A 23,107-nucleotide genomic window follows, 5' to 3' on the forward strand; every position below is an offset into this window, starting at 1 on the left:
AGCGCGGCAAACCCAACAAAAAGGCACTGCCATGACCTTCGATCGTTCTATCAAAATCGCGCCGTCCATTCTGTCTGCGGACTTCGCCAACTTTGGCGCTGAATGCGAAGCTATAGAAGCACAAGGGGCAGACTGGGTGCATGTGGATGTGATGGACGGACATTTCGTGCCCAACATCACCTTTGGCCCTGCCACCTGTGCCGCGATCCGCCCCCACATCAAAGGGGTCATGGACGTCCACCTGATGATCGCCCCTGTTGATCCCTACATCGAAGCCTTTGCAAACGCAGGCGCGGATGTCATCACGGCGCATGTTGAGGCAGGACCACACATCCACCGCACCATGCAAGCCATCAAAGGGGCCGGAGCCAAAGCGGGTGTCGCGTTGAACCCGGCCACTCCCGCATCCGAGATCGAATATCTTCTGGATATGGTGGACCTTGTCTGTGTGATGACGGTGAATCCGGGATTTGGTGGGCAGAAATTCATTCACAGCCAAATCGATAAGGTCCGGCAGCTCCGCGCCATGATCGGGGACCGGCCCATCCACATCGAAATCGACGGTGGCGTTGATCCAACGACGGCGCCTTTGGTCGCAAATGCGGGCGCTGATGTTTTGGTTGCTGGATCGGCGGTGTTTCGGGGGGGCTCTGTACTAGACCCTGCCCCCTACGGAGCGAACATCCGATCCATTCGTGAGGCCGCAACCAGCATCGAAGTTTAAAACCGGGGCTCTGCCCCGGACCCCGGGATACTTACAGCGAAAAGAAACAGGATCAGTCGAGTTGATCCGCAAATGTTTCGACAAGCTTATGCTTCAGGATTTTACCTGTTGGCGCAGCGGGCAGCACCTTTGCAAACACATAGCGTTTGGGTCTTTTATACCCCACCAGCCGCTCGGATACGAATGCGCCAAGGCTTTCAGCATCCAGCGCTTCAAGATCCGCAAGCTGCACAAATGCCAACACTTCTTCATCGCCGTCTTTGCGCCGCCCCACAACTGCAGCCTGTACGACTTTCGGGTGGTCATTCAGTGCGGCTTCGACCTCGGGCGGGTAGACGTTGAACCCACCATGGATGATCAATTCCTTTGAACGCCCAACGATGTGCAACAGACCCTGATCGTCAATCCGCCCCAAATCACCTGTGTGCATCCATCCATTGGCATCCAGCACTTTGGCGGTTTCCTCGGGGTTCTTGTAGTAGCCTTTCATTATGTGTGGCCCGCGTGTGATAACCTCTCCCACGCCTGCCCCGCCCCCGGGCACGTCTTCGTCAATTCCGATTTCGATGCCAGGCAACGCTGGGCCCACAGATGTGTCGGGATTGCCGATGGGATTGCTTGTGGCGGACGTCCCCGCTGTCGTTTCCGTCATGCCATATCCGTTTTGGATCGCCACGCCATAGAACGCCTCGGCCTCGCGCTTCCATGTGGGATCAAGGGGGGCTGCACCGGAAGACACATAGCGCAGCGTCTCGGACCCCAATTCCTCAAGCCCTTGTTCTTTGGTGTATTGCATCAAAAGCGCATGCATTTGCGGTACGCCTGAAAACAGCGTCACCCCGTCGCGCAACGCCGCATATAACTTTGCCACCTCAAATCGTGGCGCGAGCCGCACAGGCGCCCCGGCATAGACCGCCGCCACCACCACCGAACACAGCCCAAACACATGTGTGGTGGGCAACACGCCATAGATCACGTCCTCATGCTTCATGTTTCGCAGGTTGGCTGATGTCAGCCCCCCAAACCGGACATTTGCATGGGTCAGCATGACCCCTTTGGGATCTCCGGTCGTTCCGGTGGTGTAAAGCAAAACCGCCACATCGCCTTCGGCATCAGGCTTGCTGGTCAATGCTTTCATATGAAGCGACCCGTAATCCCCTGAAATTTCATGCCCGCCCATGCGCGCGGCGTGTGCCTTTGCATCATTGGACACAGACGTTGTCATAAACACAGCCGCGGGTTCGGCGTGGGCCAGAATGCGATCCACTTCGCTTTCCGTCTGTCGCGCGTTCACCGGGATCGCCCGTGCGCCCAGTTTCCAGCATGCAAACAGCAAAGCCACCGCTGCCACGCAATTTTCGGACAAGATTAAAACGCGGTCGGCTTTTTGTACGCCTGCGTCTTCAAGAACCGAAACAAGCGCGTCGCTGGCCGCATCCAAACCTCCATAGCTCAGTGCGATCCCCGTCACATCTAAGACAGCAGGCGCCTCTGCGCGAGATGCCACTTGCGCCGCCAGATAGTCTTCGACGCATGCGCTCATGTGCCGTAATCCGGTTTGCGTTTGCCCAAGAACGCGGCGATGCCTTCTGCGGCCTCATCCGCGCCTGCCGCGTGGGCCATGGCGTCGCGTTCCACATCCAGCTGCGCCGCTTCGCTTTGGTCATAGGCTTGCGCCACCATCGCCCTGATCCGGCCCTGAGCGTTGCGTGGGCCAATTGCCACGGCATCCGCCAATGCGTTGGCTTCTGCCAAAACCTGATCCAGCGGGCACGTCACATTGATCGCGCCTAGGCCTTCCATCCGCTCCGCTGTGACGGGCCGCGCCAGAACGCACATTTCCATTGCCAATGGGCGCGGGATCATGCGCGCCAAAGACGCCGTTAATCCCCCATCCGGCACCAACCCCGCCTTGACGTAAGCGGCTGTAAATTTGCAGCCCGCTTCCGCCACAATGAAATCACAAGCCAACGCAATAGATGCCCCCGCCCCGGCTGCGCCGCCTTTGACAGCCGCAATCACAGGCACGTCGCACGCGCGAATGGCACGGATCACGTCATGCAGTATTTCGATCTTTTGCTGGCGCCCCTCTTCCGAAAGCGATCGCCGTTCTTGCAACGCATTCAAATCGCCGCCAGCGCAGAAGAAATCCCCTTGGGATGTGATGATAACAGCCCGAACACGTCGATCCTTCGCTTGGGTACAAGCCTTTTGGATCGCGCCGTAGTATTCAGGTGTGATCGCGCCGCGCTTGGCTGCATTCCCGTTCCATACGATCAAACGATCGCCTGCGTCTTCGATGTAGGCCGTCATGCAAATCTCTCCTGTGGCACCCGTTTAAACACCCCCGAGGACGTGGCAATCACACGCCCTTCCGCATCCACCAATTCGGCATCAATGAACAAAAGGCTTTTACCACCGCCCGTCACCCGCCCTGTGGCCGTCACCCGCCCTTTGAACACAGGGGCCAGATAATGCGTGTTCATGGAAATCGTCAGAAACGGGGCAGTGCCGGTGTCGTCCACCGTCAGCGATCCGGTGGTGCCTGACGCGTTGTCCAAAAGGCAGGTGATAATCCCACCATGCAATGCCTTGTGGCGGTTGGTGTGCTGCGGGCCGATGTCCAGCCAGCAGCGTCCTTTTCCATCTTTCGCAGACACATCCACAACGTAACCGATCAGCGTTTGCGTACCGGTCTCATCACGGATAAGGCCCGCGTCTTTCATGCGGCGCTCAGCGCGATGAACTTTTCAAGGTGGTGGTCGGTGTCCCCAAAGCGGTGATCCGCCATAGTAATCCGTTTGGCAATATGCGCCAGTTCATATTCCTGCGTCATGGCAATGCCGCCGTGCATCTGGATTGCTTCCTCGGACACAAGACGTCCTGCACGCCCCATCAGGTTCTTGGCCGCGTGGATGTTCATGTCGCGGGTTTTGTCCTCGGCCTCAAGGTAGCCAGCGGCGCGGGTGACTGCCGATGTCGCTTGCTCCATCTCGATCAGCAGATCGGACATGCGGTGCGCCAGCGCCTGAAACGTACCAATGGGCCGCCCGAATTGCTTGCGCGTCATCAGGTATTCCTTGGTCAGGTTCGTGGCCGTGTGCATCGCACCCAGCGTCTCAGCACATTGCGCAACGGTAGCGGCTGCATTGGCTCTTTCAAGCAGGGCATAGCCTTTGCCTTCCTCGCCGATCACGGTGCCTTCAACGTCGTCCAAAGTCACCTCTGCGGCGCGCCCACCCGACATCAGCGGATAGCCTTGCATGGTGACGCCTTTGGCCCCTTTCTCGACTGCGAACAGCGTGATGCCATCCTCGTCACCGATTTCACCTGAAGTGCGGGCCGAGACGATCATCACGTCTGCGGCTTCGGCGTTCATCACAACGGCTTTGCGGCCATTGATGACGTTGCCTTTGGCAGTGGTTTGTACGCGGTTCAGGTCATAGCGGCTGGTGGGTTCGCCATGCGCCAGCGCCAATTGCAAACCGCCACCGATGATCTCTTCGACGCGGGCCTCGTCGCCGGCTTCCGCGAGGATGCGACCGCACAGCAAAGCGCCATCAAGGAAGGGTTCGACCACGCCAGCGCGCCCCAGTTCTTCAAACACCACGGCAATGTCAAAGCCCATGCCGCCAAATCCGCCTTGGTCTTCGGTGAACAGCGCGCCGATGACGCCAAGTTCGGCCAATTGTTCCCAGATTTCGGCGGACATGCCTTCGTCCGAATCCAAAATTTTGTTGCGGGTTTCGGTTGTGTAGCGGTCGCTTAGGAAACGGCGCAGCGTGTCTTGCAGCATTTGCCGCTCTTCGGTCAGCTCGAAATTCATGGATCAGCCCCCCATTGATACTTTGGCGATGATCCCGCGTTGGATCTCGTTTGAGCCGCCGAAAATCGACAGCTTGCGATTGTTGAAATAATGCGCGGCCAATGGGCCTGCGTCATGTGGATCTGGCAGGGGTTCATTGCTGCCTTCCACCATTTCGGATGCAAACGGCATCGCGTATACGCCCACAGCACGACGGGCCAAGTCATTGATTTCCTGACGGATAATCGTGCCTTTGACCTTCAACATCGACGCCTCGATCCCCGGTGCCGCCCCGTCCGCAGCCCGCGAGATAATGCGCAGGTTTGTGGTGGCCATTGCCATCAAGTCGATTTCAACCTGCGCCACACGTGCGGCGAAATGGGGGTTCTGCATCAAAGGCTTGCCGCCTGCCATCTCGGATTTTGCGATCCGTTTGACCGTGGCAATTCCGGCCTGAGAATAGCCGACGCCAGCAATATTCGTGCGCTCATGCGTCAGCAGATATTTGGCGTAGGTCCAGCCTTTGTTTTCCTCGCCCACTAGGTTCTCGACGGGTACTTTGACGTCCGTGAACCAGACCTCGTTCACCTCATGTGTGCCGTCCAGCAGGATGATCGGGCGCACTTCGACGCCGGGTGTGTCCATATCGATCAGCAGGAAAGAAATGCCTTCTTGCTGTTTCACGTCGCTGTCAGTGCGCACAAGGCAGAAGATCATGTTGGCGTGCTGGCCCAGCGTCGTCCACGTCTTTTGACCGTTCACAATATAGTGGTCGCCCTCACGCACGGCTTTGGTTTTCAGTGATGCCAAATCAGAGCCCGCGCCCGGCTCAGAGTAGCCCTGACACCACCAATCGGTGCCATCCAGCATGCGGGGCAGCCAGTAGTCGTTTTGTTCCTTGGACCCGAATTTGTGCAGCACAGGCGCCAGCATCGAAAAGCCGAAAGGCACGGTGCGCGGCGCGTGGTAGCGGGCGGATTCCTCGTCAAAGATGTGGCGCTGCACGGCGTTCCATTCGGTGCCACCAAATTCGGCAGGCCAATTTGGCACCAGCCAACCTTGGGCGTTCAGCGTTGCATGCCAGCCTTCCATGTCATCCTTGGACAGCCCCGTGCCAAGCCGCACTTTGTTGGCCAGATCGCTGTCCAGTTTTTCGTCAAAAAACGCGCGCACTTCGTCGCGAAAGGCCAGTTCTTCGTCTGTGTAGTTCAGATCCATTGGTTCTTCCTTTCGGGGTTATTGGTTCAAGCTGTCGAAGGTTTTCCCTTCGGCCACCAGTTGTTCAAGAAGGGGCGCGGGCGCCCAGAAATCGGGGTTCGTTTCAGCGTAGGACTTAATGTCGCCAAGCAGGTCGTCGAGGCCCACAATGTCGGCCCATTTCAACGGCCCGCCATTGTAGCGCGGGAAGCCGTAACCAAACAGCAACGTCATATCCACATCCAGCGGGCGACGCGCGATGCCTTCGCCCACCACCTTCGCGCTCTCGTTAACCATGGCCGCCATGTAATAGCGCAGGATGTCATCGGCGGTGAAGCTGCGTTGCGGCGTGCCTGCGCGGTCTTCTTCGATCAGGGGCATGACATCAGCGTTCGGCACGCGCGCCTTCGCGCCAGCCGCATAATCGTAGTAGCCTTTGCCAGTTTTCTGGCCAAAATTGCCCGCCTCGCACATTTTGTCCGCATAGGTGGCACCGTCCGGCATCGTGCCTTCTGCCCGTTTGCGCTTGCGCACCGCCCAGCCGATATCAAGCCCTGCAAGGTCAGCGACAGCAAACGGCCCCATGGCGAACCCGAAAGCCTCTAGGGCGGCATCAATGTCATAGGGCGACGCGCCTTGCATCACCATTTGATCGGCGGCTTGGCGGTACGTCGACAGGATGCGATTGCCGATGAACCCGTCACAGACCCCTGCGCGGACCGAGATTTTATTCAACCGTTTGCCCAGCGCAAAGCCCGTTGCCACGACGTCAATGGCGGTTTTGTCGGGCACGACGACTTCAAGCAGCTTCATCACATGGGCGGGCGAGAAAAAGTGCAACCCTATCACGTCCTCGGGCCGTTTGGTGCAGGCGGCGATTTCGTTGACGTCCAGATAGGATGTGTTGGAGGCAAGGATCGCACCCTGTTTGCAGACTTCGTCCAGTTTGGTGAAAACCTGTTTCTTGACGGCCATATCCTCGAAGACGGCTTCGATCACCAGATCCACGTCAGAGAGAGCGGCGTAGTCGGTCGAGACCTGCAAGGCCTTGTCCATGATCGCATCATGTTGCGCTTGGCTGATTTTGCCCCGTTTGAGTGCGCCTGCAAGATTGCCGCCGATGCGACCGCGTGCGGCTTCGCCTGCCTCAGCCGTCATTTCAAGCATAGTCACACGCAGACCTGACAAAAGCGCCGCTGTGGCAATGCCAGCCCCCATCGTCCCACCGCCGATAACTCCGACATTGGCAATCTCGCGCGGTGTCACGCCTTTCAGTTCAGGCAGATTGCTGACAGCACGTTCTGAGAAAAACGCGTGGATCATGCCCTTGCGTTGGTCGGTGTTCATCAGTTCGATGAAGATATCGCGTTCCGCCAAAAGACCATCGGCGAAGGGTTTTTCAACACTGGCTTGCACCGCGCGGACGGCTTTTGCCGGTGCAATCTGACCACGACCACGCGCCAAGACCGCATCGTATGTCGCGTCCCAATCGATGCCTTCGGGGGACGGCATTTCGCTGACGGGGCGGCGGGCCGCGCCATCAGCCAGCAATTGTTGTGCGTAGGCGATGCCGATCGTTTTGGGATCACCGTCCTGGATCACATCAATCGCACCCATCTTATGGGCCTCATCGGCTTTGACGTGGCGTCCGGTTGTGGCCATGTCGATCGCGGCTTGAACACCCGCGACGCGTGGCAAACGCTGCGTGCCGCCAGCACCGGGGATCAGCCCCAGATGAACTTCGGGCAGTCCGATACGGGCGGAAGGCACCGCAATGCGGTAGTGGCATCCAAGGGCAACCTCAAGACCACCGCCAAGGCTGACACCGTGCATGGCAGCCACGACGATCAAAGGTGATGCTTCAATCCGGTCGATCACATCCGGCAAGGACGGCTCCATTGGCGGTTTGCCAAATTCGGTGATGTCCGCGCCCGCGATAAAGGCCCGACCTTCGCCTACAATCACCACGGCCTTAACGCCTGCATCGCCTTCGGCTTGATCCATCCGGGCCATCAGGCCCTGACGCACAGCTTGGCTTAGCGCATTTACCGGCGGATTGTTGATGGTAAGGACAGCGACGTCACCGTCGCGTTCATAGGCAATTGGGTCTGACACGTAAACAGGCTCCTGCTGGGATAGAACACCCGCAAACCTATGCTTTGGCTTGCCCTAGGGGCAAGGGCCACGTTCCACCTGCGCCGCAGCGTCACTTGCCGCAGGCCGTCACGCCGTCACGTGTGGGAGTAGATAAAGCAACGCCCCGGCACGGCATCTGGCGGCAATACGACTTCGGTCAATGCATCAAAGTACATTCTGTCCGACGCCACCATCAGCCCCCCTTGCGCTAGAATAGGTTCAATGACAGGGGATAAAGCCCGTGCAAACTGGTCATTTTTTTCGCGGTTGTGCCCGCCAAGATCGGCATGGATCAAGGCCGCTGTCGGGCCAAAGCGTTTCAAAGCTGCAGGCAGGGTTTCAAACACATCGCCCAGCAAAACGCGATCTTCTGGCGGCGTGCTGTCGGGATGGGACGCAACAGCACGCTCAAACACGTAAATGTCACGGTCCGGCATGATCTGGCGCATATGCGAATACGTGCGGCCATTGCCCAAACCCAGCTCGAACACGGGGCCGGACATGTCCTTTGTGGCGTCTGCGGCAAAATCCAGACAGGCGCGTTGCGACACCATACGGTTGATGAATAGGTCCAGGCGGCTTTCCATAAATTTTGCGTCCATTATCTGTTTGTTCATGTCTGATCTATGAAGGTTGGGGCGCAATTGCCAGAGTTTACCACGCCTTGACTGGACGTTGGGGCTGGAATCGGGTTTGACTGGTGCCAACGCTCCGCGCACTTGATGCAAAAAGACGGACGACACCAACAGTTGGGACGACTTGATGACACCACTCCTTGATGTGCAGGGGCTAAGTATTGGTTTTGGCGATGCGCCGCCAGTCGTGCACGACGTGAATTTTCAGGTCATGCCCGGAGAAACCATGGCGCTTGTCGGGGAAAGCGGATCAGGCAAAACGCTGACGTGCCGTTCGGTGCTGCGCATCCTGCCCGGAGCCGCACAATTGCGTGCGGGGCAGATCAATTTTTCCAACGGCAATACAATGGTTGAACTGTTGTCTATGCCGGAAAAGAAGATGCGCAATGTGCGCGGCAACCGGATTTCGATGATCTTTCAGGAACCCATGCGGTCGTTGTCCCCTTTGCACCGCATCGGCAATCAGGTGGCAGAGGTTCTGCATCTGCACCGTGGCATGTCGGCAGCCGAAGCCAAAAAGGACGTTCTGTCCACATTTGAGCAAGTCGGGTTCCCCGACGTTGAACGCGCCTTTCGCGCCTACCCGTTCGAGATGTCAGGCGGGATGCGCCAACGCGCCATGATCGCCATGGCAATGGTCGCAAAACCCGATTTGCTGATCGCGGACGAACCCACAACAGCTTTGGACGTCACAACCCAAGCCCAGGTGCTGGGTCTGATCAAAGACTTGCAAAAAGACACCGGCATGGCTGTGGTTCTTGTGACGCATGATTTGGGCGTTGTGGCGAATATGGCGGAACAGGTTGTGGTCATGAACAAAGGCCGCGTGATGGAAAGCGGACCAGCGGCCGCTGTTCTGGGCGCTCCTGGCCACGGATATACCCGGAAACTGTTTGCCGCAGCCCCCGTCATCCCCGAGGTCGCCGAACCCGCAGCACCCTTGGAACGCGATGATCTGATCCTTGATCTGAAAGGCGTTTGCAAAACCTACACCGCCAAGGCAGGAGGGTGGAAAGCGGCCAAGAAAATTCATGCCTGCATAGATGTGAACCTACAATTGCCGCGCGGCAAAACCTTGGCCGTGGTTGGCGAAAGCGGGTCGGGCAAAACAACCTGTGCGCGCATTGCGTTAGGCGCTGAGGTGCCGGATGTGGGATCAAAAGTTATGTTTCGCGGCACAAAGGACACCGACCCTTTGCCGGTCCATGCCTTGACACGTGCCCAGCGCATTGCCTTTCAAAAACAAGCCCAGATGGTGTTTCAAGACCCCTATTCCTCGCTAAGTCCACGCATGCGCGTGCAAGAAGCCCTAACAGAACCGATGGAAATTCACGGAATAGGCAGCCGCGCAGACCGCCGCGACAAAGCCGCTGAGATGCTGCGATGGGTGGGTTTAAACCCCGATATGCTAAAACGCTTCCCGCATGCCTTTTCCGGCGGCCAACGCCAGCGCCTGTCCATTGCACGTGCCCTGACGCTGGATCCCACACTTTTGGTATGTGACGAACCCACGTCAGCGCTGGATGTGTCCGTTCAGGAACAAATCCTGACCCTTCTGGAAGACATCCGTGACAGCATGGGCCTGAGCTATTTGTTCATCAGCCACGATTTGGCTGTGGTTGCGCGGATCGCCGACGAGGTGGCTGTGATGCGCCAAGGCGTCGTTGTCGAACAAGCCCCCCCCGACACATTGTTCTACAACCCACGCCATCCCTACACTCAGGCGTTGATCGCGGCGCAGCCTGAACCCAATGTAAACCGCCCCATCAACCTAAGCCTTGTTGCCAAAGGCGCGGGCAGCCCGGACACTTGGCCCGATACGTTCCGCTTTGAAGGCATAAGCGCCCCTGATCTGATCGAAGTTGATCCCGGCCACAAGGTACGTTGCCATGTTTAAACCTTTGATGATTTGCGCCACATTTTTGTGGGCCTGCGCCACGGCGCCGGGGTCTGTGGCAGCACCTTTGAAAGAAAGCTCTTTCTGGGCACAAGAAGTCGAAAACGGCACCTTGCCCCCTGTGGCAAATCGCATTCCTTTAGAACCGCTGATTGTGGATTTGGAAGCAAAGGGGCGCATAACAGGCACCCAAGGCGGCACGTTAGCCACGATGGTCACACGGTCGAAAGACATACGCCAGATGGTGGTTTACGGCTACGCCCGATTGGTGGGCTACGACCAGAATTACGAACTGCAAACCGATCTGTTGCGCGACTACGAGGTCGTGGACAACAAGCGCTTTACCCTGCATTTGCGCAAGGGGCATCGTTGGTCGGATGGGGCGCCTTTTACGTCCGACGACTTCAAATACTATTGGGACCACATCGCCAATAATTCTGAACTCAGCCCGAATGGCCCGCCAGATGTTATGCGTGTTGACGGCGTTGTGGGCACCATGACCTTTCCGGATTTGCACACCGTCGTGGTAGAATGGGACCGACCGAACCCGCGGTTTTTGCAAATTCTCGCAGGCGCACGGCCCCCCTTTATTTATCGCCCCGCACATTACCTAAAGCAGTTCCACATTGAATTCGCGGAAACCGAAGCTTTGGCAAGCCTTGTAAGATCAAAGCGCGTACGAAGCTGGGCGGCGTTGCACAACAAAGTCGACAACATGTACAAGTTCGACAACCCCGCCTTGCCAACCTTGCAGCCGTGGATGTCAGCCACCGCAGGCAAATCCAGTCGTCAACTGTTTGTGCGCAACCCCTTCTATCACCGTGTCGACACCAACGGCACGCAACTGCCCTACATCGACATCGTGAAAATGACGATTGTGGGCGGTGGTCTTGTCGCGGCGAAAGCCAACGCAGGCGAGGCGGATTTGCAGGCGCGGGGTCTCGATTTCCGCGATGTGTCTATCTTGAAAAAGGGGCAAACGGACGGCGGCAACTACCGGACGTTTTTGTGGGCCAACTCTGCCGCATCGCAAATCGCAATTTATCCAAACCTGAACTTTGCTGATCCCGTCTGGCGCAAAGTTATCCGAGACGTGCGGTTCCGTCGTGCCTTGTCGATGGGCATAGACCGCCGCATGATCAACCGCACGCTGTACTTTGGTTTGGCCAAAGAAGGCGGCATGACGGCGGTGTCGCGCAGCCCCTTGCATGACCCCGAAAACCTGAACGCTTGGGCCGACTACGACACGGCACAAGGCAACCAGTTGCTGGACGATATGGGCCTGACAAATCGCAACCCTGCGGGCCTGCGTCTTTTGCCAGATGGACGGCCCATGGAGTTTCTTGTCGAAACGGCAGGGGAACGCCAAGAAGTCGAAAACGCGCTGGCCATCATCAGCGACACGTGGCGCGAACTGGGCATCAAGCTGGTGATGCGCCCCTTGGACCGCGATATCCTGCGCAACCGTGTTTACGCTGGCGTGTCGATGTCGGCTGTGTGGTTTGGTTGGGACAATGGCTTGCCGCAAGCTGCAACTCCGCCTGAATATCTGGCCCCCACGCAACAAGAATTCTTTGCTTGGCCCAAATGGGGCCAGTATATGCAAACACGCGGCGCCGCCGGCGAACCGATAGATATCCCCGAAGCCGAACGTTTGATGGATTTGTGGCACATGTGGGAACGCAACGAAGACGAAGCCGCCCGCGCCGAGATTTGGCGCGAGATGCTGGCCATCCATGCGGACCAGCAGTTTGGCATCGGCGTCCTGGCAGAGGCCCCGCAACCTGTCGTGGTCAACAACGACCTGCGCAATGTGCCCGAACAAGCCAAATGGGCATGGGAACCCGGTGCGCATTTTGGCATTCACCGCATGGACGAGTTTTTCTTTGATGGCGACCGCGCCAAAATGCAGGTGTCGCAATGATCTTTCTACGCTTTGCCGTTTACCGGTTTATGACGATGCTGCTGACACTGCTTGTTGTGTCGGTTCTTGTGTTTTTCATTATCAACCTGCCGCCCGGTGACTTCCTGTCCAACCAGATTGCGGAATTACGCGCCACGGGCCAAGCAGAAGGTGTCGCCAAGGCCGAATTTCTGCGAACTGAATATGCACTGGATCGCCCGCTTTGGGAACAATACCTGATCTGGGTGGGCTTCGCGCCCGGCCCCAACGGGTTTTCCGGTCTAATTCAAGGGGATTTCGGCTGGTCTTTCGAATTCGACAATCCCGTCGCGGACATTGTGGGCGACGCGTTGTGGCTGACAGTTTTGATCAACCTGTCGGCTGTGTTGTTTGTGTACCTTGTGGCTTTGCCTCTTGGGGTTTTGGCCGCCGCCCGTTCGCAGTCTTGGGTCGATTACACAACGGCTTTTGTGGGGTACCTTGGGTTGGCGACGCCGAACTTTTTGCTTGCGCTGATCTTGTTTTACTATGGCCAAAAATACATTGGTCTTCCCATTGGTGGCCTGATGGACCCAGCGTTTGAGGGCGAACCGATGACCTTTGCCAAGGCCAAATCCATCGCCATCCACCTGATCGTTCCGACTTTTGTCATCGGTACAGCGGGCGCTGCGGCTATGATGCAACGTCTGCGCGCGAACATGCTGGACGAGCTTAGCAAACCTTATGTTGAAACCGCAGTCGCCAAAGGCCTCTCACCCACGCGCATGTTGTCAAAGTATCCCCTGCGGATGGCGTTTAACCCGTTTGTGGCGGACATCGGCAATCTGTTGCCTGCGATGGTATCCGGCTCTGTTTTGGTGTCGGTGGTTATGAGCTTGCCCACAATCGGACCCGACCTGTTGGCTGCCTTGAAAAGTCAGGATCAGTTCCTTGCCGGCTTCATTTTGATGTTTGTGGCCTTTTTGACCCTGATCGGCACGATGGTGTCGGATATGCTTTTGGTCCTGCTTGATCCCAGAATTAGATACGGAGCGCGCGAATGAGCACTTTGCCAGACGGGCGCTATATCGACGACGCGCCGTATGACCCTCATGTAGATTTGTCCGCACTGGACCGCACCGACATGGACGCGCCCAATTGGGTGCTTGTGTGGCGCAAATTCAAAAAGCACAAGCTGGGGCTGATTTCGGGGATTTTCCTTTTTCTCAGCTATCTGATGTTACCCTTTGCAGGCTTCATCGCGCCTTATACCCCCAACGAGCGCAGCGCAGATTACCTGTACGCCCCGCCACAAGGACTGCATTTTTGGCACGATGGCGCCTTCATTGGACCCTTCGTCTATCCCATCACAGGGGAAGCGGACCTTGAAGAATTTCGCTGGCGCTACACTTTCGACACCGACGCACCGCAACAGTTGGAGTTTTTCTGTAAGGGCGACGATTATAAACTGGCCGGCCTGTTCCCAACGGACACCCATTTGTTTTGCGCACCCTCTGGGGCCACTGTATTTTTATGGGGGTCAGATCGCCTTGGACGCGATGTGTTCAGCCGCATTTTATATGGTGCCCAACTGTCTCTGACGGTCGGTTTAATCGGGATTACGGTGTCTTTCCTATTGGGTATCACATTTGGTTCTATCGCGGGTTATTTGGGCGGTAAAATCGACTGGTCCATCAACCGCCTGATCGAGATATTGCGGTCCTTGCCAGAACTTCCCATTTGGCTGGCTCTGTCCGCCGCCGTGCCCTCAAATTGGGGGCCAGTGTCCGTGTTTTTCATCATATCTATCATATTGGGGATTTTGGATTGGCCCGGTTTGGCGCGTGCTGTGCGATCCAAATTTCTGTCTTTGCGCGAAGAAGAATACGTGCGCGCAGCTGAAATGATGGGGGCGAAACCGGGGCGCGTTATTCGCAGGCACTTGCTGCCCAACTTCATGAGCCACCTGATCGCATCCGCCACCTTGTCCATTCCGGCGATGATCCTGGGCGAAACCGCGCTGTCCTATCTGGGTTTGGGATTGCGTGCGCCTGCTGTCAGTTGGGGCGTGATGCTGAACGACGCACAGAACCTCGCATCAATCGAAATCTACCCTTGGACAGCCATCCCGATGCTGCCAATTATCGTTGTCGTCTTGGCGTTCAACTTTTTGGGTGACGGTTTGCGCGACAGTTTGGACCCTTACAAGGGCTAGCCGTGGTCAGGGGGCGCTGCCCCCGCCGCGTGCCGCGTCTCCCCCGAGGTCTTTTTCCCAAGATGAAGCCTGTCAGCGGCGCGGCGGCTTGCCGCCACCCTCTGCTGCGGCGCGGCGGGCTTTGTTCTTTTTGGAATTGGGCTTGCCGACTTTTGGTGCAAGGTTCTTGCCGCCGGATGGTTTGCCACCGGGTTTTGCGCCCTTTGGCTTGCCTTCGAATTTGCCTTTGGGCTTCGCGCCCGGTTTCGCGAATTTATCGCCACGTGGCTTTCGTTCTGAGACGGCCCCGTCTTCGCGCGCCCTGTCCATTGTCGACTTTGGTTTTGTGAACCGTTTCGAGGCCGGATGTGCTGAAGTGCCGGCTGGTTTTGCAGCAGACGGCTTGGGTTTGCGCGGCTTGGGTGTTGGCGCGTCATTGTAATCGATAGGCGCACTTGATGTTTTGGGTTTGTCATCTTCGCGCGGCTTGTAGCTTTCGCGCGGTTTCTCGTCACGGGGTTTGTAGCTTTCGTGTGGTTTATCCTCACGCGGCTTGTAGTCCCGTTGTGGTTTGGATTTGTCAAAATTCCGACCGGCCCCATCGCCTTTAGGTTTGCCCTTGAAAGGTGGGCGGGGGCTTTTGGCCGCTGCAGGCGCATTTGCCAATTCGCTTACCGTCAAGCCGCCTTCGACTTTCATGTCTGCGCCAAGAGCCGCCTTGAATCCGGCGACGCTGCTTTCCTGAATTTCAACAAATGTCTCATCGTTCTGGATGCGGATCGCACCAATGTCGTCTTTTGTGATGTCGCCTGCATTGCACAGGATCGGCAACAAGCGGCGCACTTCAGCCCCTTGATTGCGGCCCGAGGACACACTGAACCACTTGGATGGCCCAAACGGTGCACGTGCTTTGGGCGCTTTGTTGTCCCCGGCGGCAGACAGTTCTTCAGGCGCTGACACGCGTTGGGCATACAAGCGCATAAAGGCTGCAGACAATTGTTCCGGGCTGAAATGTTCCATCAATTTGGCAACCATTTCAGCTTCGTTGTCTTCCACCGGATTGGACCACATGGGATCATCCAGCAGACGCGCTTGATCTTTTTCACGCACGGCATCCGCGGAGGGCGCATTGCCCCATTCGGCAGAAACCTTCGCCATGTGCAAAATGCGTTCCGCCTTGCGGCGCACTTTCCCCGTCACGATCAGGGCAGACACACCTTTGCGCCCGGCGCGTCCCGTCCGGCCAGACCGGTGCAACATAGTTTCGTGGTTGTTGGGCAGTTCAGCATGCACCACAAGGTCAAGCCCGGGAAGGTCGATCCCGCGGGCCGCAACATCCGTGGCCACGCACACGCGCGCACGACCATCCCGCATCGCTTGCAAGGCATGTGTCCGCTCTGCCTGAGACAATTCCCCCGACAGGGCCACAACCGAGAACCCCCTGTTCGACAAGCGTGTCGTCACCCGGTTCACCATGGCCCGCGTGTTGCAGAAAACGATGGCGTTGGGTGCCTCATAGAAGCGCAGGATATTGATGATTGCGTTTTCGCCATCGTGGTTGGCAACGTTCATCGCATGGTATTCGATGTCAGTGTGTTGCTTGGCTTCCGCCACCGTCGTCACGCGCACAGAATCACGTTGATAGCTTTTGGCAAGATTGGCGATAGCTTTTGGCACCGTGGCGGAAAACATCAAGGTGCGGCGGTCTTCGGGGCATTCGCCTAAGATAAATTCCAGATCCTCGCGGAACCCAAGATCCAGCATCTCATCCGCTTCGTCCAGAACCACAGCGCGAATGGCGCTTAGGTCGATGACGTTTTTCATGATGTGGTCGCGCAAGCGCCCCGGCGTCGCCACTACGATATGCGCACCCCGCGCAAGGCTGCGTCGTTCATCGCGCATGTCCATGCCGCCCACGCAAGACGCCATAATCACACCAGCTTTTTCGTAAAGCCATGCCAATTCGCGTTTCACCTGCATTGCAAGCTCACGGGTTGGTGCAATGATCAAAGCCAAAGGCGGACCCGCACGATCAAAGGATTCGTCTTCCCCAAGCAGGGTGTTGCCCAGCGCCAAGCCAAAGCCCACCGTCTTACCGGACCCGGTTTGCGCAGAGACCAGAAGGTCCGCACCCTCTAGATGGTCTTCTGTCACCGCCTCTTGGACAGGTGTCAGGGTTTCGTAACCGCGTTGTTGCAACGCATCGGCAAGGGCTTGTTTCAAAGGAACGGGCTTTCTGATGGGATCAAACCGCGCGAATAAGCGCTTTATCCGCCCTTGTATAGTGTCAATCGGTTTACCGATCGTCACCATCGTCTTCAATTCCACCTTCCAACAGGTCATCGTCTATGGCGGCTTGCGCGGCAGCCGTTACCGTTTTGCGCTGCTCCGGGGTTAGGTCTTCGACATTGCCATCCGCCAAACGCACGGTCACTTCCTTATGGGCAAACTTGATCCCTTCGCGTTCAAAGAGTTCGCGGATTTCCTGATAGACTTTCTTGCGGATCACCCATTGGTCACCGGGTTTCGTCATGAATTTGACCCGGATGATCATCGCGCTGTCTTGCATTTCGATGACGCCTTGCGATTTCAAAGGCTGGATAAAGTCCGGCCCGATAATCGGATCTTCCAACAAGGCCACACCCAGTTTTTTAATCAGCTTGCGTACTTTTTCGACGTCTGTGTCGTAGGTTACGCGCAAGGGAAGCTTCATAATCACCCAGTCACGCGAATAGTTTGTCAGCACCTGAATTTCACCAAACGGAATCGTGTGCAGTGCCCCAAGGTGATGGCGCAACTGGAACGAGCGCACAGAGATATTTTCAACCGTGCCTTTCACCCCGCCAATGTCGATGTATTCGCCTTTGCGGAAGGCATCGTCGAACAAAAAGAACGCACCGGAAAAAATGTCACGGACCAAAGATTGCGACCCGAAGCCCACAGCGACACCGACCACGCCCGCGCCCGCAAACAGCGGCCCCACGTTCACGCCAAGTTCCAAAAGGATGATCAAAACTATTGTCACAAAGATAATAATCAGCATGAAATTACGAAACAGCGGCAACAAAGTCGCCAAACGACTGGCACTGGTCCCGCCACCTTCGTCGCCCAACTCGGCTTCGACCACTTCGCCTTGTTCTTCAAGAATTTTGGCATCGATCCAGATGCGAAAGGCGTGAAACACGATATAGCCGATAAACACGATAACCATCACATCTAGAACCCGCTGGGTTAGCGGATTTTCTTCGACCATGGATTGCGCAGACGCCCCCCAAATGCTGATCAACGCGTAAGATCCTGCCACAAAGGCCAAAATGCCGGACACACGACGCGCCAGCTCTTCGAACGTGCTCATCTTGTGGCGCGGCATATGCGCGAGTTCCATGGCCTCTACTTCGGCAGCTGTCATGTCGCTTTCGTCATCGTCACTTTCCAGGATCGCGTTCATATCCTGAATACGCCGCGCACGCTGGAAATAGGTTTCGATGCCGAAGTTGATCACGCCATACACAATCAAAATGGTCATAAAGACCGCGTAAGCACCCGCCACCAGAGGGATCGACAATGGCTGTTCCAACACCAGATCAAACGCCAGCTCGAACCATCCGAACACCACATAGATAATGACAACCGGCGCCCAGAAACGTGCAATCAAACGTGTCAGCAGCGCCACGTCCTGAGCCGCACGCCCATTGCGAATTGCGTTCGAGATGGCACGTCGGTTGAACAAGGCAACGCAGATGTTCAGCGCCGCCATGATCAACGCAAGCCCACCATATCCGATGGCATAGACGTTGTAGTTCAGCCCGAAATCCTTGATCCACGTCGCAAAAGTGACCACGCCAACATCCAGCGCAGCCACATAGAAGACCCAGCGATACAAAACCAAGGCGTCCCGATCCGACAGGTTGGGAATGCGGTATTGCGCCAGAAACGGCGATAGCATCATGCGCCACACATCGCCAATCGTACGGATCGCGAAGAAGGCCACGTAAATGGCCAGAATAGTGACTTGAATGGCTTGATTTTCTACAGGCGGAAAGATCAGAGCCCCAAGCACATAGGCAATGGCCATGCTGATCAGGGTTGCAAAAATTCCCACAAAAAAGCGGAACACCAGAAACGGCATCTTCTCGCGGTAGCCTGCGGGTTTTTCTTTGATCCGAGAGGTGACAAAGTTCTGGAAAATCTTAGGGCCAACGAAATACACCATCACCAATCGGCCAACACCGAAGAGCAATGCAGAATATAAAAGCACCTCAACAAAGGTCATAATCCGCCCATCGGGGCTGGTGGCGCGTAAAATATAGGCCACTTCGTTGAGTGAATCGGGTAGCGCTTGCAACCTCTGGCGCAGCATCCCCCGAAAGGCAGTGCCTTGGGCTTGTGCCATCATCAGCGCGGATTCACGCGGCTGGGCGCGTTCCTCCTGTGCGTCCTCTGCACCGCCCACAATAATGTTGCCCTGCGTGTCGACCACCACAACACTCAAGCCGTTCTCGGCCGCCAATCGCAACGTATCGGCCAAAGCATCCGTGTCATCATCAGCCTCTGAGGCCGGCAGCGAAAACAGACTTTGCGCCGAGACCTGCGCCCCCGGCATCGCCATGATCAAAAGTAAAAAGGTCGTGGCAAGGCAAAGAAGCAGGCTGCGCATATGTATTCATCCAGATATTCAGGCTTGGCCAAGCTAGAGTGTGGCTTTTGGGCGGTAAACCCCCAGTGACTTCAATATCACTTCAATGTTTGGGGGTGTTTTACATGGCGTGCGTGTTTATGTCATAGCGGCTGTAACAATTGGCCTGCAAAGGTCGAACGAAAAGGACTGCCTGAATGACAACTGGCCCAATTGCTATTTTAGGTCTTGGTTACGTGGGCCTGCCCTTGGCGTTGGCCTTGGACCGTGCAGGATTTGACGTTGTGGGACTGGACACCGACCCAGATCTGGTGGCGACCCTGCACAAAGGGACAGACCCCAACGGCGAAGTCGCGGATGCGTCCCTTGCGCAATCAAATGCCACATTCACCGCTGACCCTGCGGCTTTGGCATCCTGCACCACATATATCATCGCTGTGCCCACCCCGATCACCAAAGCCAAAAAGCCAAACCTTGATGCGGTCTTGGGGGCCTGCGCCACCATCGCGCCGCACTTGTCCGCTGGCGATTTGGTCATTTTGGAAAGCACCGTCTACCCCGGTGTCACCGAAGACGTTTGCGGCCCCGCTTTGGAAGCTGGCAGCGGGCTGGTCTGTGGTCCCGACATCAAACTGGGGTACAGCCCGGAACGCGTAAACCCCGGCGACGCCGAACATTCCATGGAAAATGTCATCAAGGTTGTTGCTGCCCAAGACGCAGAAACCCTGACCCGTGTGCAAGTCATTTACGCCCCGGTCGTCAAGGCGGGCCTGCATGCCGCCACCGATATCAAAACAGCAGAAGCCGCCAAGGTCATCGAAAACACACAGCGCGATTTGAACATTGCCTTGGTCAATGAATTCTCGCTTATTTTTGCACGGATGGGGCTGGATACGTTGGACGTGTTGGAAGCGGCAGGCACCAAGTGGAACTTCTTGCCGTTCAAGCCCGGCCTTGTGGGCGGACACTGCATTGGCGTGGACCCCTATTACCTGACATATCGCGCCGAACAGCTTGGATATCACCCCGAGGTCATTCACGCAGGCCGCCGCATCAATGATCAAATGGGCAGCTATGTCGCCCAAACGCTTATGAAAGCGATGATCAAACGCGATATGAACGTGAAACATGCCAAGGTTCTGATCCTTGGATACACATTCAAGGAAAACTGTTCAGACACCCGCAATACCCGCGTCGAGGACATCCTGAACGAACTGCGTGATTATTCCGTCGACGTGGATGTGCACGAACCTTGGGTTGCTGCCGAAGTCATGAAAAAGCGCCATGGGATTGACCCGGTGGCCAAGCCTGTCGCAGGGTCGTATGACGCTATTGTTGTGGCTGTCGGGCATAAAGAATTTGTAGAAATGGGCCCCGATGCCATTCGCGCCTTAGGCAAACCGGGCGCTGTGGTATACGATATAAAAGGCATATTCGGCAAAGCTGGCAGCGATCTGCGTCTTTGACTGAAACGACACGAAGAAGAAGACGAAAGAAGACCCTATGGTGCAGACACCTCTTCCTGCCAGCGACCGCCCCCGGCGCGTGGTGCTTTACAGCCACGACACCTTTGGGTTGGGACATTTGCGCAGGTCACGGGCGTTGGCGTCTGCGCTAACCGCCAGCGATACCGTGCAATCGGCAATCATCCTGACCGGATCTCCGGTTGCCGGGCGTTTCACCTTTCCGGAACGTGTGGACCATGTGCGCCTGCCGGGCGTCACCAAACTGCCCGACGGATCCTACGTGTCGCAAACACTGGGTCTGGATATCGACGAAACAACAGCGTTGCGTGCAGGTCTGATCCAATCGGCCGTCGAACAATATGACCCCGATCTGCTGATCGTGGACAAAGAACCCACAGGTTTTCGCGGCGAGCTTTTGCCCACATTGGAATGGTTAAGCCAAAGGGGCAAAACCAAGCTTGTGTTGGGGTTGCGCGATGTTTTGGACGAACCGGATGTGCTGGCTGCAGAATGGGACCGCAAAGGCGCTGTGCAAGCCACCGAACAATACTATGACGAAATTTGGGTCTACGGCGTGAAATCCGTTTATGATCCCACAGCGGGACTGACACTTTCGGACAGCGCACGCGCCCGCATGTATTGGACCGGATATTTGCGTCGCGAAGCCGCAGAGGTCAGCGAAGTCCCCGAAGACCCGTTTATCTTGATCACCCCCGGCGGTGGCGGGGACGGTGCTGCGATGGTGGACCTTGTCTTGGCTGCCTATGAACAAGATCCAGACCTGAACCCGCCCGCTGTGCTGGTCTACGGCCCCTTCTTGTCGGGCGAAGTCCGTGAAGAATTCGAAACGCGCGTTGAAAAACTGCAGGGCCGCGTCACCGCTGTCGGATTTGAAAGCCGCATCGAGGCCCTGTTTCATGGTGCTGAGGGTGTTGTATGCATGGGTGGCTACAATACGTTTTGTGAGGTTCTGTCGTTTGACAAGCGCGCCGTGATCGTGCCGCGTACAGTGCCCCGTTTAGAACAATGGATCCGCGCAAGCCGCGCAGAGGAACTTGGATTGGTACATATGCTGGACGAAGATCGCGACGGTATGACCCCCGACGCCATGATCGCCGCAATTCGTGGGCTAAAGACCCAAAGCAGGCCATCGGACGCCGGTGCGGACGGTTTGCTTGATGGTTTGGATTACGTTATCAAACGCACCCGTAGCCTTATGGGCGATGCCGCCCTGGACGCCGCTGCCGAATGACCCAAAGCAACACAATTCCAGAGCCCGCCTTGGCTGTCGTAGTCAAAGGCTGGCCCCGCCTGTCCGAAACCTTCATCGCCCAGGAACTTGTGGCGTTGGAAGAGACAGGTATCGCCTTTGAAATCTGGTCGCTACGCCATCCAACAGACACAAAAACCCATCCGCTGCATGACCGGCTGCAAGCGCGCGTGCGATACTTGCCCGAGTACCTTGAAGACGAACCTGATCGCGTGGCCGCAGCCCTGAAAGCGGCAGCGCTCCGCCCGACGTATGCCGCGGCCCGTGCCGCGTTTGAACGCGACCTTGCCCGCGATGCGACCCCAAACCGCGAACGCCGCTTTGGACAGGCTTGTGTTCTGGCCCATGAAGCACCTGCCGCCTTGCGCGGGCTGTATGCCCATTTCTTGCATACGCCGTCATCCGTCGCCCGTTATGCCGCGATACTTCTGGACCTCCCTTGGTCCTTTTCAGCCCATGCCAAAGACATCTGGACATCGCCCGAATGGGAGCTGCGTGAAAAGCTTTCACATGACAGTTTCGGGGCATCTTTTGGCGCAACCTGCACCGGATTTGGCGCGACGCATTTGCAAGGGTTGTCCAGCGGCACACCTGTCGATTTGGTGTACCACGGTCTGGACCTGCAGCGTTTTCCCGCGCCGCCGGAACGCCCTTTGCGCATCGTGGGTGCGCCACTGCGCATGATGTCCGTCGGACGTTTGGTGGAAAAGAAGGGTTTTGACAGGCTGATTGCGGCCTTGGCGCTTTTGCCCTCTGAGATGGATTGGCACTGGACCCATATTGGTGGCGGCGCGTTGCGTGACCAGATGATGCAGGCGGCTCAAGACGCACAGGTCGGCCACCGCATCACATGGCGCGGGGCCTGTGACCAACCGGAAGTCATCGAAGCCATGCGCGCTGCCGATGTTTTTGTGTTGCCAAGCCGCGTTGCCGAAGACGGTGATCGCGATGGCCTGCCAAACGTGCTGATGGAAGCGGCCAGTCAAAAACTACCGATCTTGTCCACGCCCGTTTCGGCCATCCCCGAATTTATCGACACAGAAGTTCACGGTATCCTCAGCGACGATGACCCTGCCGCTCTGGCCCTTGAAATGAACCGCTTTGCACAGGATCCCGCCCTGGGACCGCGATTGGCCGATGCCGCATTTACGCGGTTGCGTCGTGATTTTTTGATTGCGCCCGGGATCAAGCATCTGTCACGCAGATTACACGAGATGCTGGCATGAAAATTGCCTTTTATGCGCCTCTTAAATCCCCAAATCATC

17 protein-coding genes are annotated in these 23,107 nt (G+C 56.9%); 8 read left to right on the top strand and 9 right to left on the bottom strand.

Going from position 1 to position 23,107, the window contains the following annotated elements:
- The first annotated feature begins 31 nt into the window (after positions 1-31).
- Positions 32-724: a ribulose-phosphate 3-epimerase gene (gene rpe / locus ABJL60_RS14255; protein ID WP_348376021.1), complete on the top strand. Its 693-nt coding sequence runs from the start codon at positions 32-34 to the stop codon at positions 722-724.
- A 52-nt stretch (positions 725-776) separates the two neighbouring features.
- On the opposite strand, the gene ABJL60_RS14260 is transcribed toward rpe, so the two are convergent.
- The 7 genes from ABJL60_RS14260 to ABJL60_RS14290 form a co-directional block, all read right to left on the bottom strand.
- The gene (locus tag ABJL60_RS14260) at positions 777-2,267 is read right to left on the bottom strand and encodes a class I adenylate-forming enzyme family protein (RefSeq protein WP_348376022.1); all 1,491 of its coding nucleotides are present in this window, start codon (positions 2,265-2,267) and stop codon (positions 777-779) included.
- Positions 2,264-3,037 (bottom strand): enoyl-CoA hydratase family protein, encoded by a 774-nt coding sequence (locus ABJL60_RS14265; protein WP_348376023.1) that lies wholly within the window; start codon positions 3,035-3,037, stop codon positions 2,264-2,266. Before ABJL60_RS14265 ends, ABJL60_RS14260 begins: the two co-directional genes overlap by 4 nt.
- Positions 3,034-3,450 carry a PaaI family thioesterase gene (locus ABJL60_RS14270; protein ID WP_348376024.1) on the bottom strand — a complete coding sequence of 139 codons (417 nt, stop codon included), beginning with the start codon at positions 3,448-3,450 and terminating at the stop codon, positions 3,034-3,036. Before ABJL60_RS14270 ends, ABJL60_RS14265 begins: the two co-directional genes overlap by 4 nt.
- Complete coding sequence (locus ABJL60_RS14275; RefSeq protein ID WP_348376025.1) at positions 3,447-4,550, bottom strand: acyl-CoA dehydrogenase; 1,104 nt, start codon at positions 4,548-4,550, stop codon at positions 3,447-3,449. The genes ABJL60_RS14270 and ABJL60_RS14275 overlap by 4 nt, the downstream gene beginning before the upstream one ends.
- Positions 4,551-4,553: 3 nt before the next feature.
- Positions 4,554-5,747: an acyl-CoA dehydrogenase family protein gene (locus tag ABJL60_RS14280; protein WP_348376026.1), complete on the bottom strand. Its 1,194-nt coding sequence runs from the start codon at positions 5,745-5,747 to the stop codon at positions 4,554-4,556.
- An 18-nt stretch (positions 5,748-5,765) separates the two neighbouring features.
- Positions 5,766-7,841, bottom strand: a complete 2,076-nt coding sequence (locus tag ABJL60_RS14285; RefSeq protein ID WP_348376027.1) for a 3-hydroxyacyl-CoA dehydrogenase NAD-binding domain-containing protein — start codon at positions 7,839-7,841, stop codon at positions 5,766-5,768.
- Between the two features lie 116 nt (positions 7,842-7,957).
- Positions 7,958-8,479, bottom strand: a complete 522-nt coding sequence (locus ABJL60_RS14290) for a class I SAM-dependent methyltransferase (RefSeq protein ID WP_348376028.1) — start codon at positions 8,477-8,479, stop codon at positions 7,958-7,960.
- A gap of 145 nt (positions 8,480-8,624) precedes the next feature.
- Here ABJL60_RS14290 and ABJL60_RS14295 point away from each other — a divergent pair, with 145 nt between their 5' ends.
- From ABJL60_RS14295 to ABJL60_RS14310, 4 genes are read left to right on the top strand one after another with little or no spacing between them, the layout of a single operon-like run.
- Positions 8,625-10,394 carry an ABC transporter ATP-binding protein gene (locus ABJL60_RS14295; RefSeq protein ID WP_348318701.1) on the top strand — a complete coding sequence of 590 codons (1,770 nt, stop codon included), beginning with the start codon at positions 8,625-8,627 and terminating at the stop codon, positions 10,392-10,394.
- 7 nt (positions 10,395-10,401) lie between these two features.
- A complete protein-coding gene (locus tag ABJL60_RS14300; RefSeq protein ID WP_348376063.1) occupies positions 10,402-12,318 on the top strand; it encodes an ABC transporter substrate-binding protein in 1,917 nt (638 codons plus the stop codon).
- On the top strand, positions 12,315-13,340 hold the full coding sequence (locus ABJL60_RS14305) for an ABC transporter permease (RefSeq protein WP_348289681.1): 1,026 nt from the start codon (positions 12,315-12,317) through the stop codon (positions 13,338-13,340). The genes ABJL60_RS14300 and ABJL60_RS14305 overlap by 4 nt, the downstream gene beginning before the upstream one ends.
- Positions 13,337-14,491 carry an ABC transporter permease gene (locus ABJL60_RS14310; protein WP_348289684.1) on the top strand — a complete coding sequence of 385 codons (1,155 nt, stop codon included), beginning with the start codon at positions 13,337-13,339 and terminating at the stop codon, positions 14,489-14,491. The genes ABJL60_RS14305 and ABJL60_RS14310 overlap by 4 nt, the downstream gene beginning before the upstream one ends.
- Before the next feature lie 72 nt (positions 14,492-14,563).
- Here the strand turns inward: ABJL60_RS14310 and ABJL60_RS14315 are convergent, their stop codons facing one another.
- Positions 14,564-16,693: a DEAD/DEAH box helicase gene (locus ABJL60_RS14315; RefSeq protein ID WP_348376029.1), complete on the bottom strand. Its 2,130-nt coding sequence runs from the start codon at positions 16,691-16,693 to the stop codon at positions 14,564-14,566.
- 73 nt (positions 16,694-16,766) lie between these two features.
- Entirely contained in the window at positions 16,767-19,127 is a 2,361-nt protein-coding gene (locus ABJL60_RS14320; protein ID WP_348376030.1) for a mechanosensitive ion channel family protein, read from the bottom strand.
- Positions 19,128-19,303: 176 nt separating this feature from the next.
- Here ABJL60_RS14320 and ABJL60_RS14325 point away from each other — a divergent pair, with 176 nt between their 5' ends.
- The 3 genes from ABJL60_RS14325 to ABJL60_RS14335 are packed head-to-tail and all read left to right on the top strand — an operon-like array spanning position 19,304 to position 23,068.
- A complete protein-coding gene (locus ABJL60_RS14325) occupies positions 19,304-20,572 on the top strand; it encodes a nucleotide sugar dehydrogenase (protein WP_348376031.1) in 1,269 nt (422 codons plus the stop codon).
- Between the two features lie 37 nt (positions 20,573-20,609).
- Positions 20,610-21,824 carry a hypothetical protein gene (locus tag ABJL60_RS14330; RefSeq protein ID WP_348376032.1) on the top strand — a complete coding sequence of 405 codons (1,215 nt, stop codon included), beginning with the start codon at positions 20,610-20,612 and terminating at the stop codon, positions 21,822-21,824.
- On the top strand, positions 21,821-23,068 hold the full coding sequence (locus ABJL60_RS14335; RefSeq protein WP_348376033.1) for a glycosyltransferase family 4 protein: 1,248 nt from the start codon (positions 21,821-21,823) through the stop codon (positions 23,066-23,068). Before ABJL60_RS14330 ends, ABJL60_RS14335 begins: the two co-directional genes overlap by 4 nt.
- The last annotated feature ends 39 nt before the right edge of the window (positions 23,069-23,107 follow it).

This window comes from Ascidiaceihabitans sp., assembly GCF_039986515.1.
In the GTDB taxonomy this organism is placed as follows: Bacteria; Pseudomonadota; Alphaproteobacteria; order Rhodobacterales; family Rhodobacteraceae; genus Ascidiaceihabitans.

Bases quoted from the DNA above. Each gene is read 5' to 3' on its own strand.
- ABJL60_RS14310 (WP_348289684.1), top strand. From the start codon at position 13,337: ATGAGCACTTTGCCAGACGGGCGCTATATCGACGACGCGCCGTATGAC.
- ABJL60_RS14320 (WP_348376030.1), bottom strand. From the start codon at position 19,127: ATGCGCAGCCTGCTTCTTTGCCTTGCCACGACCTTTTTACTTTTGATC.
- ABJL60_RS14300 (WP_348376063.1), top strand. From the start codon at position 10,402: ATGATTTGCGCCACATTTTTGTGGGCCTGCGCCACGGCGCCGGGGTCT.
- ABJL60_RS14275 (WP_348376025.1), bottom strand. From the start codon at position 4,550: ATGAATTTCGAGCTGACCGAAGAGCGGCAAATGCTGCAAGACACGCTG.
- ABJL60_RS14295 (WP_348318701.1), top strand. From the start codon at position 8,625: ATGACACCACTCCTTGATGTGCAGGGGCTAAGTATTGGTTTTGGCGAT.
- ABJL60_RS14280 (WP_348376026.1), bottom strand. From the start codon at position 5,747: ATGGATCTGAACTACACAGACGAAGAACTGGCCTTTCGCGACGAAGTG.
- ABJL60_RS14290 (WP_348376028.1), bottom strand. From the start codon at position 8,479: ATGAACAAACAGATAATGGACGCAAAATTTATGGAAAGCCGCCTGGAC.
- ABJL60_RS14270 (WP_348376024.1), bottom strand. From the start codon at position 3,450: ATGAAAGACGCGGGCCTTATCCGTGATGAGACCGGTACGCAAACGCTG.
- ABJL60_RS14305 (WP_348289681.1), top strand. From the start codon at position 12,315: ATGATCTTTCTACGCTTTGCCGTTTACCGGTTTATGACGATGCTGCTG.
- ABJL60_RS14265 (WP_348376023.1), bottom strand. From the start codon at position 3,037: ATGACGGCCTACATCGAAGACGCAGGCGATCGTTTGATCGTATGGAAC.
- ABJL60_RS14330 (WP_348376032.1), top strand. From the start codon at position 20,610: ATGGTGCAGACACCTCTTCCTGCCAGCGACCGCCCCCGGCGCGTGGTG.
- rpe (WP_348376021.1), top strand. From the start codon at position 32: ATGACCTTCGATCGTTCTATCAAAATCGCGCCGTCCATTCTGTCTGCG.
- ABJL60_RS14260 (WP_348376022.1), bottom strand. From the start codon at position 2,267: ATGAGCGCATGCGTCGAAGACTATCTGGCGGCGCAAGTGGCATCTCGC.
- ABJL60_RS14325 (WP_348376031.1), top strand. From the start codon at position 19,304: ATGACAACTGGCCCAATTGCTATTTTAGGTCTTGGTTACGTGGGCCTG.
- ABJL60_RS14335 (WP_348376033.1), top strand. From the start codon at position 21,821: ATGACCCAAAGCAACACAATTCCAGAGCCCGCCTTGGCTGTCGTAGTC.